This window comes from Pseudanabaena sp. CCNP1317, from assembly GCF_034931345.1.
GTDB classification, from domain to species: Bacteria; Cyanobacteriota; Cyanobacteriia; order Pseudanabaenales; family Pseudanabaenaceae; genus Pseudanabaena; species Pseudanabaena galeata.
In genome coordinates this window covers 1-16845 of sequence record NZ_JAYGIF010000070.1, presented here as the reverse complement: position 1 = coordinate 16845, position 16845 = coordinate 1, and the positions used below count along the sequence as shown (strand labels likewise).

At 43.7% G+C, this 16845-nt stretch carries 14 protein-coding genes and 1 riboswitch; of the genes, 5 read left to right on the top strand and 9 right to left on the bottom strand.

The window, feature by feature from the left end; translation table 11 throughout:
- Positions 1-368: 368 nt before the first annotated feature.
- Together VB775_RS15010 and moaA are read right to left on the bottom strand one after the other, a co-directional pair.
- On the bottom strand, positions 369-2486 hold the full coding sequence (locus tag VB775_RS15010) for a TIGR00300 family protein (RefSeq protein WP_281008205.1): 2118 nt from the start codon (positions 2484-2486) through the stop codon (positions 369-371).
- Positions 2487-2742: 256 nt separating this feature from the next.
- Positions 2743-2839, top strand: a riboswitch (cyclic di-GMP riboswitch).
- Between the two features lie 94 nt (positions 2840-2933).
- Complete coding sequence (gene moaA, locus VB775_RS15005) at positions 2934-3917, bottom strand: GTP 3',8-cyclase MoaA (RefSeq protein ID WP_281008206.1); 984 nt, start codon at positions 3915-3917, stop codon at positions 2934-2936.
- Between the two features lie 168 nt (positions 3918-4085).
- Between moaA and VB775_RS15000 the strand changes: the two genes are divergently transcribed.
- A complete protein-coding gene (locus tag VB775_RS15000) occupies positions 4086-5006 on the top strand; it encodes a branched-chain amino acid transaminase (protein ID WP_281008207.1) in 921 nt (306 codons plus the stop codon).
- Positions 5007-5417: 411 nt separating this feature from the next.
- Here VB775_RS15000 and cimA read toward each other — a convergent pair whose 3' ends face one another.
- The gene (cimA, locus tag VB775_RS14995) at positions 5418-7028 is read right to left on the bottom strand and encodes a citramalate synthase (RefSeq protein WP_281008208.1); all 1611 of its coding nucleotides are present in this window, start codon (positions 7026-7028) and stop codon (positions 5418-5420) included.
- A 52-nt stretch (positions 7029-7080) separates the two neighbouring features.
- The gene (tatC, locus tag VB775_RS14990) at positions 7081-7767 is read right to left on the bottom strand and encodes a twin-arginine translocase subunit TatC (protein ID WP_407072965.1); all 687 of its coding nucleotides are present in this window, start codon (positions 7765-7767) and stop codon (positions 7081-7083) included.
- Positions 7768-8210: 443 nt separating this feature from the next.
- Between tatC and VB775_RS14985 the strand changes: the two genes are divergently transcribed.
- The 3 genes from VB775_RS14985 (at position 8211) to VB775_RS14975 (ending at position 10176) form a co-directional block, all read left to right on the top strand.
- Positions 8211-8606 carry a hypothetical protein gene (locus VB775_RS14985; RefSeq protein ID WP_281008210.1) on the top strand — a complete coding sequence of 132 codons (396 nt, stop codon included), beginning with the start codon at positions 8211-8213 and terminating at the stop codon, positions 8604-8606.
- A gap of 387 nt (positions 8607-8993) precedes the next feature.
- Positions 8994-9221, top strand: coding sequence for a hypothetical protein (locus VB775_RS14980; RefSeq protein ID WP_281008211.1), 228 nt, complete (start codon positions 8994-8996; stop codon positions 9219-9221).
- 85 nt (positions 9222-9306) lie between these two features.
- Positions 9307-10176, top strand: coding sequence for a HEAT repeat domain-containing protein (locus VB775_RS14975; protein WP_281008212.1), 870 nt, complete (start codon positions 9307-9309; stop codon positions 10174-10176).
- A 185-nt stretch (positions 10177-10361) separates the two neighbouring features.
- Here the strand turns inward: VB775_RS14975 and VB775_RS14970 are convergent, their stop codons facing one another.
- Positions 10362-10766, bottom strand: a complete 405-nt coding sequence (locus VB775_RS14970; protein ID WP_281008213.1) for an MAPEG family protein — start codon at positions 10764-10766, stop codon at positions 10362-10364.
- 218 nt (positions 10767-10984) lie between these two features.
- Here VB775_RS14970 and VB775_RS14965 point away from each other — a divergent pair, with 218 nt between their 5' ends.
- Positions 10985-11818 (top strand): hypothetical protein, encoded by an 834-nt coding sequence (locus tag VB775_RS14965; protein ID WP_281008214.1) that lies wholly within the window; start codon positions 10985-10987, stop codon positions 11816-11818.
- Positions 11819-12123: 305 nt separating this feature from the next.
- On the opposite strand, the gene ppsA is transcribed toward VB775_RS14965, so the two are convergent.
- The 4 genes from ppsA to VB775_RS14945 form a co-directional block, all read right to left on the bottom strand.
- Positions 12124-14559: a phosphoenolpyruvate synthase gene (gene ppsA / locus VB775_RS14960; protein WP_281008215.1), complete on the bottom strand. Its 2436-nt coding sequence runs from the start codon at positions 14557-14559 to the stop codon at positions 12124-12126.
- A 245-nt stretch (positions 14560-14804) separates the two neighbouring features.
- Positions 14805-15674, bottom strand: a complete 870-nt coding sequence (locus VB775_RS14955; protein WP_281008216.1) for a DNA-formamidopyrimidine glycosylase — start codon at positions 15672-15674, stop codon at positions 14805-14807.
- Positions 15675-15778: 104 nt separating this feature from the next.
- On the bottom strand, positions 15779-15970 hold the full coding sequence (locus VB775_RS14950) for a photosystem I reaction center subunit IV (RefSeq protein ID WP_009626231.1): 192 nt from the start codon (positions 15968-15970) through the stop codon (positions 15779-15781).
- Between the two features lie 123 nt (positions 15971-16093).
- Positions 16094-16603 carry a L,D-transpeptidase gene (locus VB775_RS14945; protein WP_281008217.1) on the bottom strand — a complete coding sequence of 170 codons (510 nt, stop codon included), beginning with the start codon at positions 16601-16603 and terminating at the stop codon, positions 16094-16096.
- Positions 16604-16845 lie beyond the last annotated feature (242 nt).

Sequence of the window (16845 nt, the reverse complement as noted above, 5' to 3'; positions counted from 1 at the left end):
ACTTCACAGAAGATTCGCGTGATATCCAAGTGCGATACGATACTGTTCATATTGCTGAGGCTTTTAGTTTGTCAAACCTAGTCTCAGCTTTTCTTTTGCTTTTGTCTACTCTGTCGAACTGACGTTATAGTTAAAAAACCAAAAGAATAATGGCGGCGCTTTGCGCCGCCATTATTCTTTTGGTTTTTATGTTCTAAGCAAAACTTACATTGCTATAGCCGAAATTCTCATTATAAATCTTGACTTACCTAGAGCGTCAAATTATGAACGAGAGCGTAGGTTGCTCAAAGTCAGCTATTCCGACTATTTTCAATAACTGCTGTCAAATCAAGCCAAAATTTTTATAATGAGAATTGCTAGATCCTAACCTAAGCAGCAACAGCCACAGGACTATCGAGCTTCTTCAACTGCTGCACTAATAAGCTGAGGAATAGTCCGACATCGGTGACAACGCCGACGGACTCAACAGAACCGCGATCGGAGAGTTTGGTCACTACCGCAGGATTGATGTCCACACAAACCATCTTCACGCCTGCGGGAGTCATGTTACCCACACCGATGGAATGCAGCATTGATGACAGCATCAAAATCATGTCAGCGTTGCGAATTTGCTCACTGTATAGGCGTTGTGCTTCTAGCAAATCCATTACAGTGTCAGGCAAAGGCCCATCATCACGAATGGAACCTGCTAGAACAAAGGGAATATCGTTCTTAACGCATTCGTACATCACACCAGTTTTCACAAAACCAGCCTCAACCGCTTTGTGAATGCTGCCATAGCGACGGACGGAGTTAATCACTTTCAGGTGATGGCGATGTCCACCTTTGACGCTGATGCCACGCTTGAGGTCAACGCCGAGGGAAGTTCCCATTGAGGATTGCTCCATGTCGTGAACAGCGATCGCATTACCACCGAGCATCGACTGGACATAACCTTCACGAATTAAGTAAGCCAAGTGAGGAGCGCCGCCAGTATGCACAACTACGGGGCCACAGGACACAACTAACTTGCCGCCGCGATCGCGAATTTGGCGAAGTTCCCATGCGATTTGCTCGACGACGAGTTCGACGCGACGTTCGCTAGATACACCTGCACCCATGAAGGAAAATTCTTCTTTCTTGGCGGTATCTCTAGCTTCAGGTTTACGCACAGTCCGCACGCCATCGTAACCAACTACCACGCGATCGCCGACAACGAGATCGCGTAAAAGCTTACAGGTAGCAGTTTTACCATCGGGACTAATGGCGATCGCTGCATCCATACGCTGATTAGTACAACGAATCCATTCACCATCAACACAGGCATCGGTGGGATAAATTGTGGATACATAGAAGTCATCAGGAGCGACTCCATCTTGCAAGACTGGTTCAAGATTTGCATCAGATGTATCGCGATCCTGTAGGACTGCGCCAATTTCGATCAGTTCACCCATGATTGTTTCCATGAGGTCATGGGATGGGGCTGAAATACGGATTCTGGCTAAAGAAGTGCTTTGTCTTTGTTCTCCAAGATTAAATTCCAAGACTTGGAAACTACCGCCATTATCGGTTACCAAATCAAGGGCGCGATTGATGATGCCAGAATCTAGCAAATGTCCTGTTAATTCGACAATTCTTGCTTCTACGCCGCCTTGCTCAATGGCTTGGTCACTGCTTTCTGTGGCAATAGGAACTTCAATAGTTCTCAAAGTCAAGCATTTTGCTGCGCCACCAGCTTTTAGAAACTCAGTGAGAGGAGTTTCGATCACGGTGAACCCAGCATTGGTAATGCGTTGTTTTAAGCGATCGCTGATTTTGTTCATCACTACGTTGCGATCGACGTTGACGGCGTTGCAAGCAAAATTAACAGCATCCGCCTCTTCGATCGCAATCCGCTTGTCCGCAGGCACGCGCATTTCAATCAAACGATTGGAATAGGAATCAAAGGCAGGTGGATAGTAGAGTAAATATCCGCCTGTTAAAGGACAGAAGCAGGTATCGAGGTGATAGAAGCGATTGTCAATTAAACGTAGAGACAGAACTTCGACATCAAGCCATTTCGCCAAGTAAGGATGAGCATCTAGCTCAGAACGGAAACCATAGCCAGCCCAGAGCCAACCACCACTGCGATCGAACAGGGCATCACCTGCACCTTCAAAGGGCAAATCCTTGGGCAGTTCAAAAACTGTAAAGCCCTTAGACTCAAACCATGCTTTGAAATAAGGCTCTTCGCCTTGACGCTCTTTATGTAAAAAACGACTCAATACCGCTTTGTCGCCTAATACTAGACCAGCGTTGGCGGTAAATACCATGTCTGGCCAGCCTTTTTCGGGTGTCACTAGCTCGACATTAACTAAACCCTTGAGGACTCCATACAGTTTTTGCCATTGCTCTACAGCGCGATCGCGGCTAGATTTGTGAACGTTGCCCTCCATCCAAGGATTGATCACATAGTCTACGTCGTAGTGATCGGGAGCGCACATCAGATAATTCAGTTGGGCAGTCATAAATAAAAGTAAATAATTAGAGGAGAATGCAATTTTTGGTCACATCCATACTGGCAGCTACCAAAAATCGCCAAACAATTGCAAAGCTGCCAATCTTTAATCATACCTAATGCTTCATACCGAAAGCTCTTACAAAAGTTATCGTCTCTTGATAATTGCTGCCAAAAAAATTTTTTTCATAGACTATTGCAAATAATGGGGGAATAAGCTAGATTATTAGCAGACCCATCCTATTCCCCCCCGTGTGGGTCTAGTATCCCCGAAATGGCAATTACTTCCGAAAGGGGTAAGCGCAAATTGGTAGACCTAAAGCTATCCGCTACACATACGGTATGGTGGCTACTAATGCCGAAGGGATATTTTGTAATCCTACAACTAAATAAAATAAAAAGGCTCGCGTTGCGAGCCTTTTTATTTTTAGCAAATCTCGCGACGCGAGATTTGTAATTAGCCGCCAATTTGGGACATAGTGCGAAAATAGCTTTTCTGCTCACCAGTGCCGCGATCGCGTTCTTTAAAATTAATTTCGTCCTTGAGATTTAGTAAATCGCGCACCGCAATTCTTAGCTCCGCAAAATTTTTGCCCTGACGCAATGCAGTTTTCAGATCGATCTGTCCCGTTTCATTTAATAGACATGGACGCAATAAACCGTCAGCCGATAGCCGCATCCGATTGCAGCGATCGCAAAAACATTCAGACATTTGACTAATAAAACCCAACGTCCCCTTAGCATTGGGGATTTGAAATACATCGGCGGGCCCATTACCTTTGCAGTTGCCAGCCTCTAGACCGTAGCGATCGCTGATTTGTTGGCGCAGAGTTGCTGAGTCCACCCAACCCTTGTGCGTAAACAAGCTGTCATTACCAATTGGCATAAACTCAATAAACCGAATATGCCAATTGCGATCAATGCTTAAGGCGGCTAAATCTAATATTTCACGATCATTTACATCTGGCACAACCACCGCATTTAGTTTGAGTGGCTCAAAGCCCACTGCATGGGCTGCTAAGATCCCAGCCCATACTTTTTCCCAGAGATTGCGTCCTGTAATTTGCCGAAACACATCGCGATCGAGAGAATCGAGACTAATGTTTATTCGCCGTAAACCTGCTTCATATAAAGGTTTTGCTAATTCCCCCAGCAAAAAACCATTAGTAGTCATCGACAAATCTTCTACCCCCTGTAAATTGGCGATCGCTCCCACCAAACGTACTAAATCTCGCCGCAGTAGAGGCTCACCGCCCGTCAGCCGAAATTTTTTAAAGCCAAGGGGAATAAATACCTCTTGAATTAAGCTAATTAACTCATCATTAGTGAGGCTTTCCTGCGCTTGAATATAATCGACTTCTGAGTCTTCAGGCATACAGTAGGTGCAGCGAAAATTGCAGCGATCGATCAAACTGATGCGAAGGTAGTCAACATTGTTCACAGATTTAATGTCCTCATGGCTGGCGTGGCAGAAATTAATTGTGGCGCTAAGCGCCACAATTAATTTCTGATTTTGTAATTTAGGGTGTGATGTGCTGTAACTAATTTTTAGGTTTTGATTTGTCCTAGCTATATGATAGAAAAATAATTGATCAAGATGTTTTAAACCATGACCTCACAGTACGCCTATATACGCGGGACATTTGTACCCCTCGAAGATGCCACAATCAGTATCCGCACCCACGCATTTCTATATGGAACGGCTGTCTTTGAAGGAATTAAGGCGTATTGGCTACCAGAAGAAAATCGGATGGCGGCGTTTCGCCTAGAAGAGCATTATCAACGCCTCATCCAAAGTTGCCGCATTATTGGCTTGCAACATCCCCTTGATGTGGAGACGATGGTTCATCTCACGACCGAGTTAATCCAACGTAATCAGTGTAACTCCGCTACATATATCCGCCCAATTATTTACAAGTCTGACCTTCGGATTGGACCAATTCTCAAAGTTCCTCATACCCATGATGATTTTTGTTTGTTCAGTGTGCCGATGGATGGATATCTGGATACAAGCAATGGTATCAAAGTCGGTGTTTCTTCATGGCGACGTTTAGATGACAATGCAATTCCTGCTCGCGCAAAAGTGAATGGTGCATATGTAAATACTGCTCTTGCGAAGACCGATGGCTATGCCTCTGGTTTTGATGATGTGGTGGTGCTAACGAATGAAGGGCATGTCGCTGAAGGGAGTGCGATGAATCTCTTTTTAGTAAGAGATGGAAAACTAATCACTAGTTCGATTACTGATAATATTCTCGAAGGTATTACTCGTAGTTCGGTAATGGAGTTAGCGGCTAAGGAATTAGGAATCGAAACTGTATCGCGCACAATCGATCGCACAGAGCTATACATTGCCGATGAAGCTTTCTTTGTGGGTACAGCAACTGAACTCGCTCCAATTACCAGCTTTGATCATCGTCCTGTCGGTGATGGCACAATCGGCGAAATCACCAAGAAGCTTCGCGACTTATACAGTAAAGCTGTTCAAGGGCTTTTACCTGACTATCATCACTGGCTAACCAAGGTCTAAGTTATTACCGACGCAACCATTGTTGATATAGGGGTTTTCATTTTGCCGCAGACAAAATGAAAACCCCTATACTCTCAGACTTTCGGGGGATAGGCTATCGATATATTCATCAATTTGATGGCGAAGTTCTACTGTGGTCATAAGCTTAATGGTTATTCAAAATTTATAACTGGCTAATAAGGTTATTAGAGGCGATCGCCTAAGAACCCATTTAAGAATGGTCTAGATCCCCCCAGCCCCCCTTAAAAAGATGTCATTTATTTGGGTTTTATATCCTAAGCAAAAGTTACTAAACTCCAGAAGCGAGTGGCGGCGCGAAGCGCCGCCACTCGCTTCTGGTCTTATTTGCTATAGATATAAAAACGCAATGAAGTGCCGAGCGTCGCTCGGCACTTCATTGCCCAAAAGTTTTTAAACTTTGGTATAACGCACTGCGGAGAGCAGACCATACTCGATACCTTCGCCAAGGGCTTTACAAGAAGCATCGATAATATTGTTTGATACTCCCGCCGTTGACCAGCGCCTTTTGCCATTACTGAATTCGATTAAGACTCTAGTGGTTGCTTGAGTTCCAGAATCACTATTGAGAATCCGTACTTTATAATCGGTGAGATAGAAATTCGCGATTTCAGGATAGAAGCTAATCAGGGCTTTGCGAAGGGCAACATCAAGCGCCGCCACGGGGCCATTACCTTCGGCGGCGGTGAGATGCTCTTCATCTTTGACCATTACCTTTACTGTGGCTTGAGAATTCACACCTCCATCAATGTGGGTAGCATCGGTGGTGCAGTAAACATGAAAACTACTGATTGTAAAAAATTTGGGGCGATCGCCTAAAGCTTCGCGGACTAATAATTCAAAACTTGCCTCGGCTGACTCAAACTGATAGCCAATTTGTTCGAGTTCTTTAGTCTTTTGCAAGATTTGCCGACAGGCGGGATCTTCTTTACGTAGACAAATACCAAAGGTTTCCACTTTGGAGATCACATTGCTGAGTCCCGCTTGCTCAGAGATGACGATACGGCGATGGTTGCCGATACTTTCGGGAGTGATGTGTTCGTAAGTCAGAGGATTGCGCTGTACGGCACTGACATGAATGCCACCCTTATGGGCAAAGGCAGAAGCACCGACAAAGGGAGCATGGTCATCGGGCGCAAGATTGACGATTTCGCTGACTTGACGGGAGACTTCGGTAAGTTGCGATAACTTAGCAGGAGCGATGCATTCATAGCCCATTTTTAGCTGCAAATTGGGGATCACGGTGCAGAGATTGGCATTGCCGCAGCGCTCACCATAGCCGTTAATCGTGCCTTGTACCATCGTCGCACCATATTGCACAGAGGTGATCGCATTGGCAACAGCTAAGCCAGCATCGTTATGGGTATGAATGCCAATTTGCGGTGAGTTGCTACCCCATTGACGCAATGAGTCATACACAACTTCTGTAATTTGCGCCACTTCATCGGGCATCGTGCCACCGTTAGTGTCACAGAGGACAAACCATTCGGCTCCAGCTTTAAAGGCGGCTTTTAAGGTTTGGATGGCATAGTTAGGATTATGTTTATAGCCATCAAACCAATGTTCGGCATCGTAGATTAGGCGGCGATCGCAACTTTTGAGATAAGCGATCGTATCCCTGATCATCTCCAGATTTTCCTCAAGGGTGGTGCGTAAGCCTTCAATCACATGCAGATCCCAAGATTTACCAAAAATAGTGATCCACTTAGTTTCTGCCGCCAGAATTGGCACGAGCATCGGATCGTCCTGAGCTTTGATTCCTGCGCGTCTGGTCGAGCAGAAAACCACAAGTTCGGCACTACTAAGACGATACTCCTGCATACGTCGAAAAAATTCGCCATCCTTAGGGTTTGCGCCTGCCCAACCACCTTCGATAAAGGCGACTCCCATGAGATCGAGGCGATCGGCGATGCGTACTTTATCTTCCACAGACAGGGACAACCCTTCGCGCTGAGTCCCATCGCGAAGGGTTGTGTCGTAGATCAAAATATTTTGATTTTCCATATTTAAAATTTTCGATTTTTATGAAAGTCTGCTAGCAGAAGACTTTCATTGGTTATTTACCCATAGCTTTGACTAAGAAAATGCCACCAAAGTACAAAATACCCACAGCACCCGCCAATAAACTTTGAGTCATCGGATCGGTTGATGGGGTCAGGACTGCGCCAAGGATCACTGCGCCAAGAACAACATAGCGCCAACCTGCGAGCATTCTTGCCGAGTTGACAATACCAGTCATTGCTAATAGTGCTTGAATTACAGGAATCTGGAATGCTAGCCCTGTACTAAATAACAGCAACAGTACAAATTCAAAATAGCGATCAATTGACCAAAACTGCTCAACTACGTCACCGCCATAGCTGATAAAGAAATTGAGGGCGGCAGGGATTAGCAACTCGTAAGCAAATACAATCCCTAAAACAAATAAAATGCTAGAGCCAAAGACAATCGGCGCGATCACGCGTTTTTCCTTACGTGTTAGTCCTGGCAAGATAAATCGCACGATTTGGTACAAGATCGCAGGACTTGCTACTAGTAAGCCGCTATAGCCAGCAACTTTGATCGATACAAAAAAGTATTCCCCAGGGGCAAGTTGCAAAAATTTCACTCCTTGAGCAGGAATTTCTAATAGAGCGACAATTTTATTGACGAAGGCAAAGCAACCAACGATCGCCACAAAAATGGCAATTAAGGCATAGAAAATTCGCGATCGCAGTTCTTCCAGATGATCGAACAGGGACATCTCGACATCTTCAATAGATTCGAGATCGTCATCAACAGGAGGATCGACAATGGCGATCGCAGACTCATTTACGTCCTCAATAGGTTGTGTGGACAAATCCTGTGGTTGCTCTGCTTCACTTACCGTCTCTAGCATGGTGTCGTTACTAAAATCTACTTGTCGATTGCTTAACCCGATTGCTTAACAAACTTATCAAATAATCGAAGCCTATCGATACTATAGCAACCAAATCCGACTTTGGCGTTTTGAGGCTGATATAAAGTAAGCCTAATATAGCCATTTGCGGCGTGCAAAGCACGCCGCAAATGGCTATATTTAGGCTTACTTTATGTGAACTTTCTGACATTTATCTGTGTCTAAACACCTAGAATGTTAGATTTAATTATGGGATTAGAGAAATGTTTCATGTTGTGTATCACCATGTAAAATTTCGGGGTATGTAAATGGCTTCATTCAAAGTTTTAGGATTATTGGCGATCGCTGGTTCTGTATTTTCCTTAGATGCAGCAAGTATTAACGCTCAAGTGACTATTGGTGCTAGTCAACCTAGGGACTTGTCACCTGCTCAGCAAATTCTCATGGATATGCGACAGACCAATTCCCCTACTGTTGGTGGTGGGAGTATGCAGTTATTACGGTTTACAGAGAATAACGTCTCATTCGCCCCTCTAGAAGGTTTAGATCGATTGTTTAATTGGCAAACTTCAGAAGACACAGGAACTACCGCAGAGAAAACACTGGGCGATCGCGTTGAAGAATTTAAGCTTACTCAACGTCAGCAGATAGTCTCTGATAGTGAGATGTTTGAAGCTATTAAGCGCATTCAAAGCAAAAATTAACTAAAGTCCCTCAAAAAAGCATGGTGCTTTGGAAAGTTTTTTTGGATTCTCTTACTACATAGCAATTCTCATTATTAAAATAAAATCAATTTTTTGAAAGTTCGCCGTTGGCGAGCTTTCAAAAAATTGATTTTATTTTTGCTAAGTAGATGGGCATAATTAATTACAAACCCAAACCCGTAAAGTTGCGCCCCTGCGGGGCGCAACTTTACGGGTTTGGGTAATTTATTCTGCACAGGTACTTAGCACCTTCGGCGCTGGCAACAATAAAATTGATTTCATATTGAGAATTGCTGCTTACTACAATATTTGTGCCAAAATTGTGTCGAAATCTGAGAAAATTAGGTTTATATTTTTTATTAATTTTTTTTAGGCAGTTTAACAAATATGTTTGATGTTCCAGAATTGACCTCGATCGCAGAGGCAACACCTCAAGAATTAGCAGAGATGATTTCTGAGTTAGAGCAGTATCGTGAAAGAATTGTAAATGAAACGCTAGCTACCGCCCAACGCGCTAAAATCATGAAGAATCAGGCTTTAGCAACCTTAGAGCCAAACTTAGCCAAAATTGATGCCACTCTTCAGTCACTGCGTCAACAACAAAGTAAAGCTTAAAAATTTTTCGCTAAACGTATAGATTACGATGGGCGATACTTCGCACCGCCCATCATAATTGCAGAAATTTTATCTACATTTAACAATGGATAATCCAGTTCTAGATATTCAATCCGCTAACGATATTCTGATTCAGCAGGTAAACGATCAAATTTCCCTCGGTACTTTCGACAATAGCGATCGCCAACTCATCTCTCAATTGATTGAAGGATTGGGTGACCCTAGAGGGATGGTCAGACTCAGATTTGCGGAAACCCTCGGTGAAATTGGTGAATTAGCCACTCCATTTCTAACAGAAGCGCTTACCAATCATCCCAATGTCGTCTTACGAAGAGCAGCAGCTAAAACTCTGACAATTATTTCTGATCCCAGTGCTGTACCAATCTTACTTAATTCCTTTCTCAACGATCCAGATACCGTTGTAAGAAGTTCATCGGCGGGAGCCTTAGCTAGAACTGGAGAGGCTTCGGCTACAGCCTTGTTAGGGATCTTGGAATCACCTGAGCAACCCCAAGATATTAAAGGGCAAGCTGCATGGGCTTTAGCATTTATTGGTGCTGATGCGGCGGAACATCTATATAAAGCTTTGAATTCCGAATCCCTAGATGTGCGCTGTGCTGTCATTGGCGCACTTGGTCACGTTGCCCAAGAGCAGCTAGATGAGAAGTCTTGCAATATCCTTATTTCTGCGCTCACTGATCCTGAGCCAATTATTCGCACTGAAGCAGCGGCGGCTTTTGGGCAAGTTGAATACCCTAAAGCGATTCCTCATCTAATTTTGGCTCTACAAGATTCTAACCTTGGTGTTCGGAAAGCAGCCATTAATTCCCTTGGGAAGATTGGGAATTCGAGTGTAATCAACTCTTTACAACCATTGCTAAATGATGAGCAAGAAGCAGTGCGAGTACTCGCAAAATTAGCGATCGCCCAAATCAATCGACAATCTCAACAATAAAAAAAGGTGCTTTGCGCTTTTTTTATTGCTGAGAGTAATTGATTGTAATGCCAATGCACGAAAGTGTTGCAACACTTTTGAGCATTGGTATTAAGTAGTTCACCATAATTAAACGTGAGTTCGACGAAAGCGAAAAATGGCAAGAATCGCTAAGCGATTCTTGCCATTTTTCGCCATTTGCGTTGCTATAAAAGACTTGCTGAAAATAATCCGCCAATGCAAACCATGCTGATTGCCCACATTGGCGATCGCAACCAAGGCAAGTCGAGAATATAAAACAAACTAAATAAAAATCTCGCTGCTAAAAAAACAAACACATAAAGCGAAGTTTGCTCGGAAGCGACATCACTAACATAGGTAGTAAGAGCCGCCGCCACAAATAAGGCAAATACTTCAAAGGAATTTTGGTGCGCCCATGTGGCCCGTTTGGCATAGTCAGGCAAGCGATCAAACATTGCTCTTGGAGCATTTACATCGTAGCCAACGCTCAATCGTCCGTAGGCAACAAGAATATAAGGCAAATACACCAGTCCCGCCGCGATCGCAATACCGTATAACAATATCTGTGATGAAGAAAAAGTCAAATTCATTGTGGGTTTGATCAAGCAATTAAACACTTCTTCTATTTTAAGGCTTATAGCCTTGAATCTCGTCTATACAACAAAAATCCGACGATGGCAACATCGGATTTTGTTGAATCGTAGAACTCTTATCAAAACCAAAAAAATGGAGGTGGTGCTTAGCACCACCTCCATTTTTTTGGTTTTGATTTTGCTATAGTGAAGGAATTTCTTTAGGGTATCCCTTGATGAGTATTGATGCAGAGCGATCGCTGTTAAATAGTCTCCATGCCTATGTAAACCGTTTTGACACCTCGAATTCCCCTGAAGAGATCCTAGCGATCGCAAGTTCAATTTTCACCTTTCAACAAAAACAAGGAAGTAGCATCAAGATCGAGTCTAATCAAGCTGAAGCTTTAATTCAGCATGTAGTCAATCAGTTTCAATCAGAACCTCTATCTTCTGTTACTGATGCAACTACTGACACATTGGCACAAGAAGTAAACCAATGGAGGCATTCTTTAGAAGATCAAGTACTCAATACCCTTAAAGCCTATGCGCGGAAGGTTCATCCCAATCAAATCCAGAATTTACTGCCAGAGACAATTTTATCTATTCTCCCATTAGTTGAGAATGCCCAACTGCGTAAATCAGAAGCTGAATCTCTAATTCGGCAGATAGAATCAAAATTTAATTGGAATAGCGCATTAGCGCAAGTAATTGATCCTAAATTCTTAGCGATCGCTGACAAATTGGTACAGTTATCAAAGTTTGGCGACTTAAAGAATTTACTACAAGATTCTCTCTTAGGAAATCGCGACCTCATCAATAACACTCTTGAGAATGTAACCGAATCTTTTGTAGAACGTGAACTAGCTAAAATTCTTGGCAGTAATAATACCTTGCATATGGATATCGACGTTGATGCTCAGAAACTAATGGTTAAGCAGGTAACGCTAAAGCTTAATGTTTTGCATTCTTCGGCAATACCTTCAAAGAGTAATGAGGAAATTGCTACCCAAATGGATGCCGAAATTGATCGTTTCAAAGCATCTCGACTACTTCCATTTCGTTTGTTTTAACGTGAGTTCGATATAGCCATTTGCGGATTGCTTCGCACGTCGCAAATGGCAAAAAATGGTAAGAATCGCTAAGCGATTCTTACCATTTCTCGCTTTCGTCGAACTGACGTTGTGTTAGCATTCACAGCACTTTGCCCTCAAAACTAAACCAAGGAAGGAAAACGTTGAAAGCTTTACAAAGCTTTCAACGTTTTCCTTAAAGCTCGTTTGAAAATACTGTTCCGCTTGCAAAGTTGGCGGAACAATCTCAAGCTTTTGGAAACTGCTGCTAAAAAAATAGAATAGTGCCTCTTAGTGTCACTTTTTTATTTTTTTGCGAGTTCGAGCATTGTCTTCAAGACAGAATCAGGATTGAGGCTGATCGAGTCAATGCCTTGCTCGACAAGGAACTTAGCAAACTCAGGATAATCGCTCGGAGCTTGACCACAAATGCCAATCTTGCGATGATTTGCCTTAGCCTTTTGAATCACCGTGCGAACCATGGACTTAACTGCTTCATTGCGCTCATCGAAAATATGGGCAACAAGGGCAGAATCACGATCTAACCCAAGAGTCAACTGAGTGAGGTCATTGGAGCCGATGGAGAAGCCATCAAAGACCTGTGAAAACTCATCCGCTAAGATAACGTTACTAGGGATTTCGCACATCACATAGACTTCCAAACCATTTTCACCACGCTTCAAGCCATGTTTTTCCATCTCTGCAAGCACCTTTCGACCTTCTTCAGGAGTGCGACAGAAAGGAATCATCGGAATCACGTTGGTTAAGCCCATGTCATCGCGGACGCGCTTGAGGGCTTGACATTCTAAACCGTAGGCTTCGCGATATTTAGGATCGTAGTAGCGGGATGCGCCACGCCATCCGATCATCGGGTTTTCTTCGGTGGGTTCAAAGGCGCGACCACCGAGCAGATTAGCGTACTCATTGCTCTTGAAGTCAGACATCCGCACGACAACGGGCTTGGGATAAAATGCAGCGGCGATCGTGCCGATACCATGCGCCAGCTTATCTACAAAGAAATCAGCCTTGTTTTCATAGCGTGCTGTCAGTTGCGAGATTTCCCATTTTGCGGCTTTGTCTTCGAGGGTGTCGAAGTTCATCAGGGCGAGAGGATGCGCTTTGATGTGGTTGGCAATGATAAATTCCATACGCGCTAAGCCAACGCCATCGCAGGGAATGGAAGATAATCCAAATGCTTCTTCGGGGTTGCCCACGTTCATCAAGATTTTGGTGGAGAGTTTGGGTAAATTATCAAGGGAAGTTTCGATTATTTCAAAGGAAACTAGCCCTGAATAGACTTTACCTTCTTCTCCTTCAGCACAGGAGATGGTGACTTCTTGTCCAGTTTTGATCAAGCCTGTAGCATTTCCGCAGCCAACGATCGCAGGAATACCCATCTCTCTTGCAATGATCGCCGCGTGGCAGGTGCGTCCACCTTGATTGGTGACGATCGCACTAGCCTTCTTCATGATTGGTTCCCAGTCTGGGTCAGTCTTATTGGTGACTAGCACTTGCCCTGCTTGGAAATCATCAATATTGTGAACTTCTAGAATCACATTGGCGCTACCTTGACCGATCATTTCGCCTACAGCACGACCTGTAATCAAGATTTCACTAGAGCCATTTAGTTTGTAGTTCTTGAGAATGTTGCCTGACTTTTGCGACTGAACGGTTTCGGGACGGGCTTGAACGATAAACAATTCGCCAGTTTTACCATCCTTAGCCCATTCAATGTCCATCGGTGATAGTTTACCGCGTACTTCTGAATAGTGATCTTCAATAATGCAAGCCCATTCTGCGAGTTTGAGAATTTCGTCATCGGTAATTGCAAACTTGACTCGTTCGGAAACGGGGACAGGAATATTCTTGGTCAGCTTACCGCCGCCAATGTCATAGACCATCTTGATTTCCTTTGTCCCGAGACGTTTTTCGAGAATAGGACGGAAGCCTTGTTTGAGAGTTGGTTTGAAAACAAAATACTCATCGGGATTGACTGCACCCTGCACCACGTTCTCACCCAAACCATAAGCTGCCGTGATTAACGCTGCATTTTTGAAGCCTGTCTCGGTGTCGATGGAGAACATTACTCCAGAGGAGGCGAGGTCAGAACGTACCATCTTTTGTACGCCGACGGAGAGCGCGATATCGAAATGATCGAAGCCGTTGATGGTGCGGTAGGAAATGGCGCGATCAGTGAATAGTGAGGCAAAGCAGCGATGGCAAGCATCGACAACTTCATTCGCACCATAAACATTGAGATAGGTTTCCTGTTGTCCCGCGAAACTGGCATCAGGCAAGTCTTCGGCGGTAGCACTGGAACGGACAGCCACATCAGTATCTTCTTCTGAACCGTAGAGACTGCATAGTTTTTTGTAGGACATGGCGATCGCCATTTGCAGATCGTCAGGAAATGGCGTGCTGAGCATCAAGGCTCTTGCCATTCGACCGCGATCGCGCAGGTTATTCATGTCCTCAATATTGAGACCGACGAAGAGTTCGCGCAGTTTTGCTTCTAATCCAGCCTTCTCAATAAAATAACGGAATGCATAGGCTGTAGTCGCAAATCCATTAGGAACATTTACTCCTTTAGGTTGTAGTAGCTGAATCATCTCTCCCAACGAAGCATTTTTTCCACCCACAAGGGGAATGTCAGCAATTCCCACTTCTTCAAACCAAAGTATTAAAGCCTGCTCTTTAGGAACATTTCTAGATGTTTCCGAGGCAAAAATTGAGCTAGTCATGATGATTTAACTCCCTAACCAAATTAACGATTAGATCAGTGCATGGATCGTATTTGAAACCTTAAATCTTAATCAATATAATTTCGATAATTTATCGAAGCATAAGTTTTGCTGTCAAAGCTTTATATTTGGTATAGACAACTTATTGAAAGCCTTGATACTTCATAATTATAGCGACTATGAAAGCACTATATTTGTAAGGCATTACATTTATTCACTAAGCTTCGCAAAGATTGACATTCTCGCTATAAGCTCTGACATTGGGTGCAAAAGTGTGTCGATCGCCCTCCCAGCTTGATCCGTGAAATTACTGTGCCACAGATATTACAAGGCTGTCCAGTACGTCGAAACACCCAAGCCGTATCAATATAGTTTCCCTTTAAACCTGCTACATTTTGAAAAGAACTAAAAGTTGTTCCACCCTTGGCAATGCCGTCGCTAAGAGAACGAATAATTCCTTGATGTAAAGCTTTGACCTGTTCTGAATTTAGAGAATTTGCTGCTTTTTGAGGATGGATTTTACCAAGAAATAACGATTCATCAGCATAGATATTTCCAATCCCAGCAACGATTTCTTGATCAAGTAACACCGTTTTAATTGGGCGACCACTACGACTTAGCTTTACCCCCAAATGCTCTGGTGTAAACTCAATATCAAAAGGTTCCAAACCTAACTTTTGCAAACCTGTAATAATCGATTCTGTAGCTGTATTCGATGGAACCCCCCAAAGTTTGCCAAAAGTCCTCTGATCGTCAAACCGTAACTCCTTCAATCCCCTGTTTTTTCCCTTTTTCCTTTTTCCTTTTTCCTTTAAAAACAATCTCACCCTTGTATGTTTACCCACAGCCGTATCGCGATCGCACCAAAGCAAGCTCCCCGTCATCCGTAAATGCACCCCTAATTGATGTCCCTGTGAAAGTTGTGCGATTAAATATTTCCCTCGGCGCTGCCACTCGATAAACTCTGCCCCAATCAAAGCATCTAAAAAAGCCTGTGGCTGATCAGGATAGGCGATCGCACGGGGCAGCAATACCTCACCGCCTTCAATCAGCCAGCCTAGTGTATTTTCATTTAAACCGATACGGACTGTCTCAACTTCTGGTAATTCGGGCATTTGGCAAGTAAAAAGTAAAAAGTAAAAAATAGTTTTCAGATCCATAAAAAGAAGAAGGGGCGCAAAGCGTCCCTTCTTCTTTTTGGGTTTTGAGTTAGAAGAATCTAGGCGACTTCTTCGACTTCATCGATCGCAAAGTTGTTAGTTGCGATATTGGAGTAGTTTACGCTGTCGAAACGAACGATCACTGGGTAAATGATGCCGCTCTTATCAACGGAAGCCACAGTACCGACTTCGCGATACCAGTAAGACTCTTTACGCAAAATGCGAACCTTAGAACCACGTGCAACTGCCATAGTTTTATCCTTATTCCTAAAGACTGTAATGTGAAAAATAAAATGATTACAGATATCTCCTCTAGGTTACTGCGAGGCGCTCGCCTCTGTCTATTTCTAGCTCGTTAAGTTTTATTTAGCAAATTAACGCACGACCACAGGTGTACCCACAGAAGCCCATCGGTAAAGCCAAGCCGCATGATCAGGCGCAACATTCGTACAGCCACGACTGATCGGAATCCCAAAGCTACGATGCCAATATGCCCCATGAATAGCATAATGTCCACTGTAGTACATCACATGGGGAACATCAGGTATGTTGTAGTCTTCGCCTTGCATTCTCGCTGTAGGGTATTTAGTTTGAACGTTAAAAATACCTTTAGGGGTAGGTGTAGCACTTTTGCCAGTAGATACAACTACTGCATAAACGAGTCGATTGCCTTGCCATGCTAATAGGCGCTGACTACGCAGGCGAATTTCAATCCAGCGTTGCCCTGAGCGCCTTAGACGTTCAATGTCTTGATCGCGGACAGAGCGCGATGATGTTTGCGCGATCGCCACATCTAAATTAATTAAGTTAATCCAACCACCAGATCCCAACAGAAATAAAGTGGTTACTAGGACACTGGATAGAGTTTGCCAATACTTAAACATTTTGATTGCAAGTTGATTGCAAGGTTGCTTATCAGCAATTATGCCCAAAATTTGAGTTAAATATACCAAAATACGTTATTTGTATCTGCCATCTATCTCCTATAGCAATCCTAACCAAACGTCAGTTCGACGGAGTAGACAAAAGCAAAAGAAAAGCTGAGACTAGGTTTGACAAACTAAAAGCCTCAGCAATATGAACAGTATCGTATCGCACTTGGATATCACGCGAATCTTCTGTGAAG

What these genes read in the sequence shown, in the direction of transcription:
- VB775_RS15010 (WP_281008205.1), bottom strand. Translation starts at nt 2,486, where the DNA reads ATGACTGCCCAACTGAATTATCTGATGTGCGCTCCCGATCACTACGAC.
- VB775_RS15000 (WP_281008207.1), top strand. Translation starts at nt 4,086, where the DNA reads ATGACCTCACAGTACGCCTATATACGCGGGACATTTGTACCCCTCGAA.
- cimA (WP_281008208.1), bottom strand. Translation starts at nt 7,028, where the DNA reads ATGGAAAATCAAAATATTTTGATCTACGACACAACCCTTCGCGATGGG.
- tatC (WP_407072965.1), bottom strand. Translation starts at nt 7,767, where the DNA reads ATGTCCCTGTTCGATCATCTGGAAGAACTGCGATCGCGAATTTTCTAT.
- VB775_RS14985 (WP_281008210.1), top strand. Translation starts at nt 8,211, where the DNA reads ATGGCTTCATTCAAAGTTTTAGGATTATTGGCGATCGCTGGTTCTGTA.
- VB775_RS14980 (WP_281008211.1), top strand. Translation starts at nt 8,994, where the DNA reads ATGTTTGATGTTCCAGAATTGACCTCGATCGCAGAGGCAACACCTCAA.
- VB775_RS14975 (WP_281008212.1), top strand. Translation starts at nt 9,307, where the DNA reads ATGGATAATCCAGTTCTAGATATTCAATCCGCTAACGATATTCTGATT.
- VB775_RS14970 (WP_281008213.1), bottom strand. Translation starts at nt 10,766, where the DNA reads ATGAATTTGACTTTTTCTTCATCACAGATATTGTTATACGGTATTGCG.
- VB775_RS14965 (WP_281008214.1), top strand. Translation starts at nt 10,985, where the DNA reads ATGAGTATTGATGCAGAGCGATCGCTGTTAAATAGTCTCCATGCCTAT.
- ppsA (WP_281008215.1), bottom strand. Translation starts at nt 14,559, where the DNA reads ATGACTAGCTCAATTTTTGCCTCGGAAACATCTAGAAATGTTCCTAAA.
- VB775_RS14955 (WP_281008216.1), bottom strand. Translation starts at nt 15,674, where the DNA reads ATGCCCGAATTACCAGAAGTTGAGACAGTCCGTATCGGTTTAAATGAA.
- VB775_RS14950 (WP_009626231.1), bottom strand. Translation starts at nt 15,970, where the DNA reads ATGGCAGTTGCACGTGGTTCTAAGGTTCGCATTTTGCGTAAAGAGTCT.
- VB775_RS14945 (WP_281008217.1), bottom strand. Translation starts at nt 16,603, where the DNA reads ATGTTTAAGTATTGGCAAACTCTATCCAGTGTCCTAGTAACCACTTTA.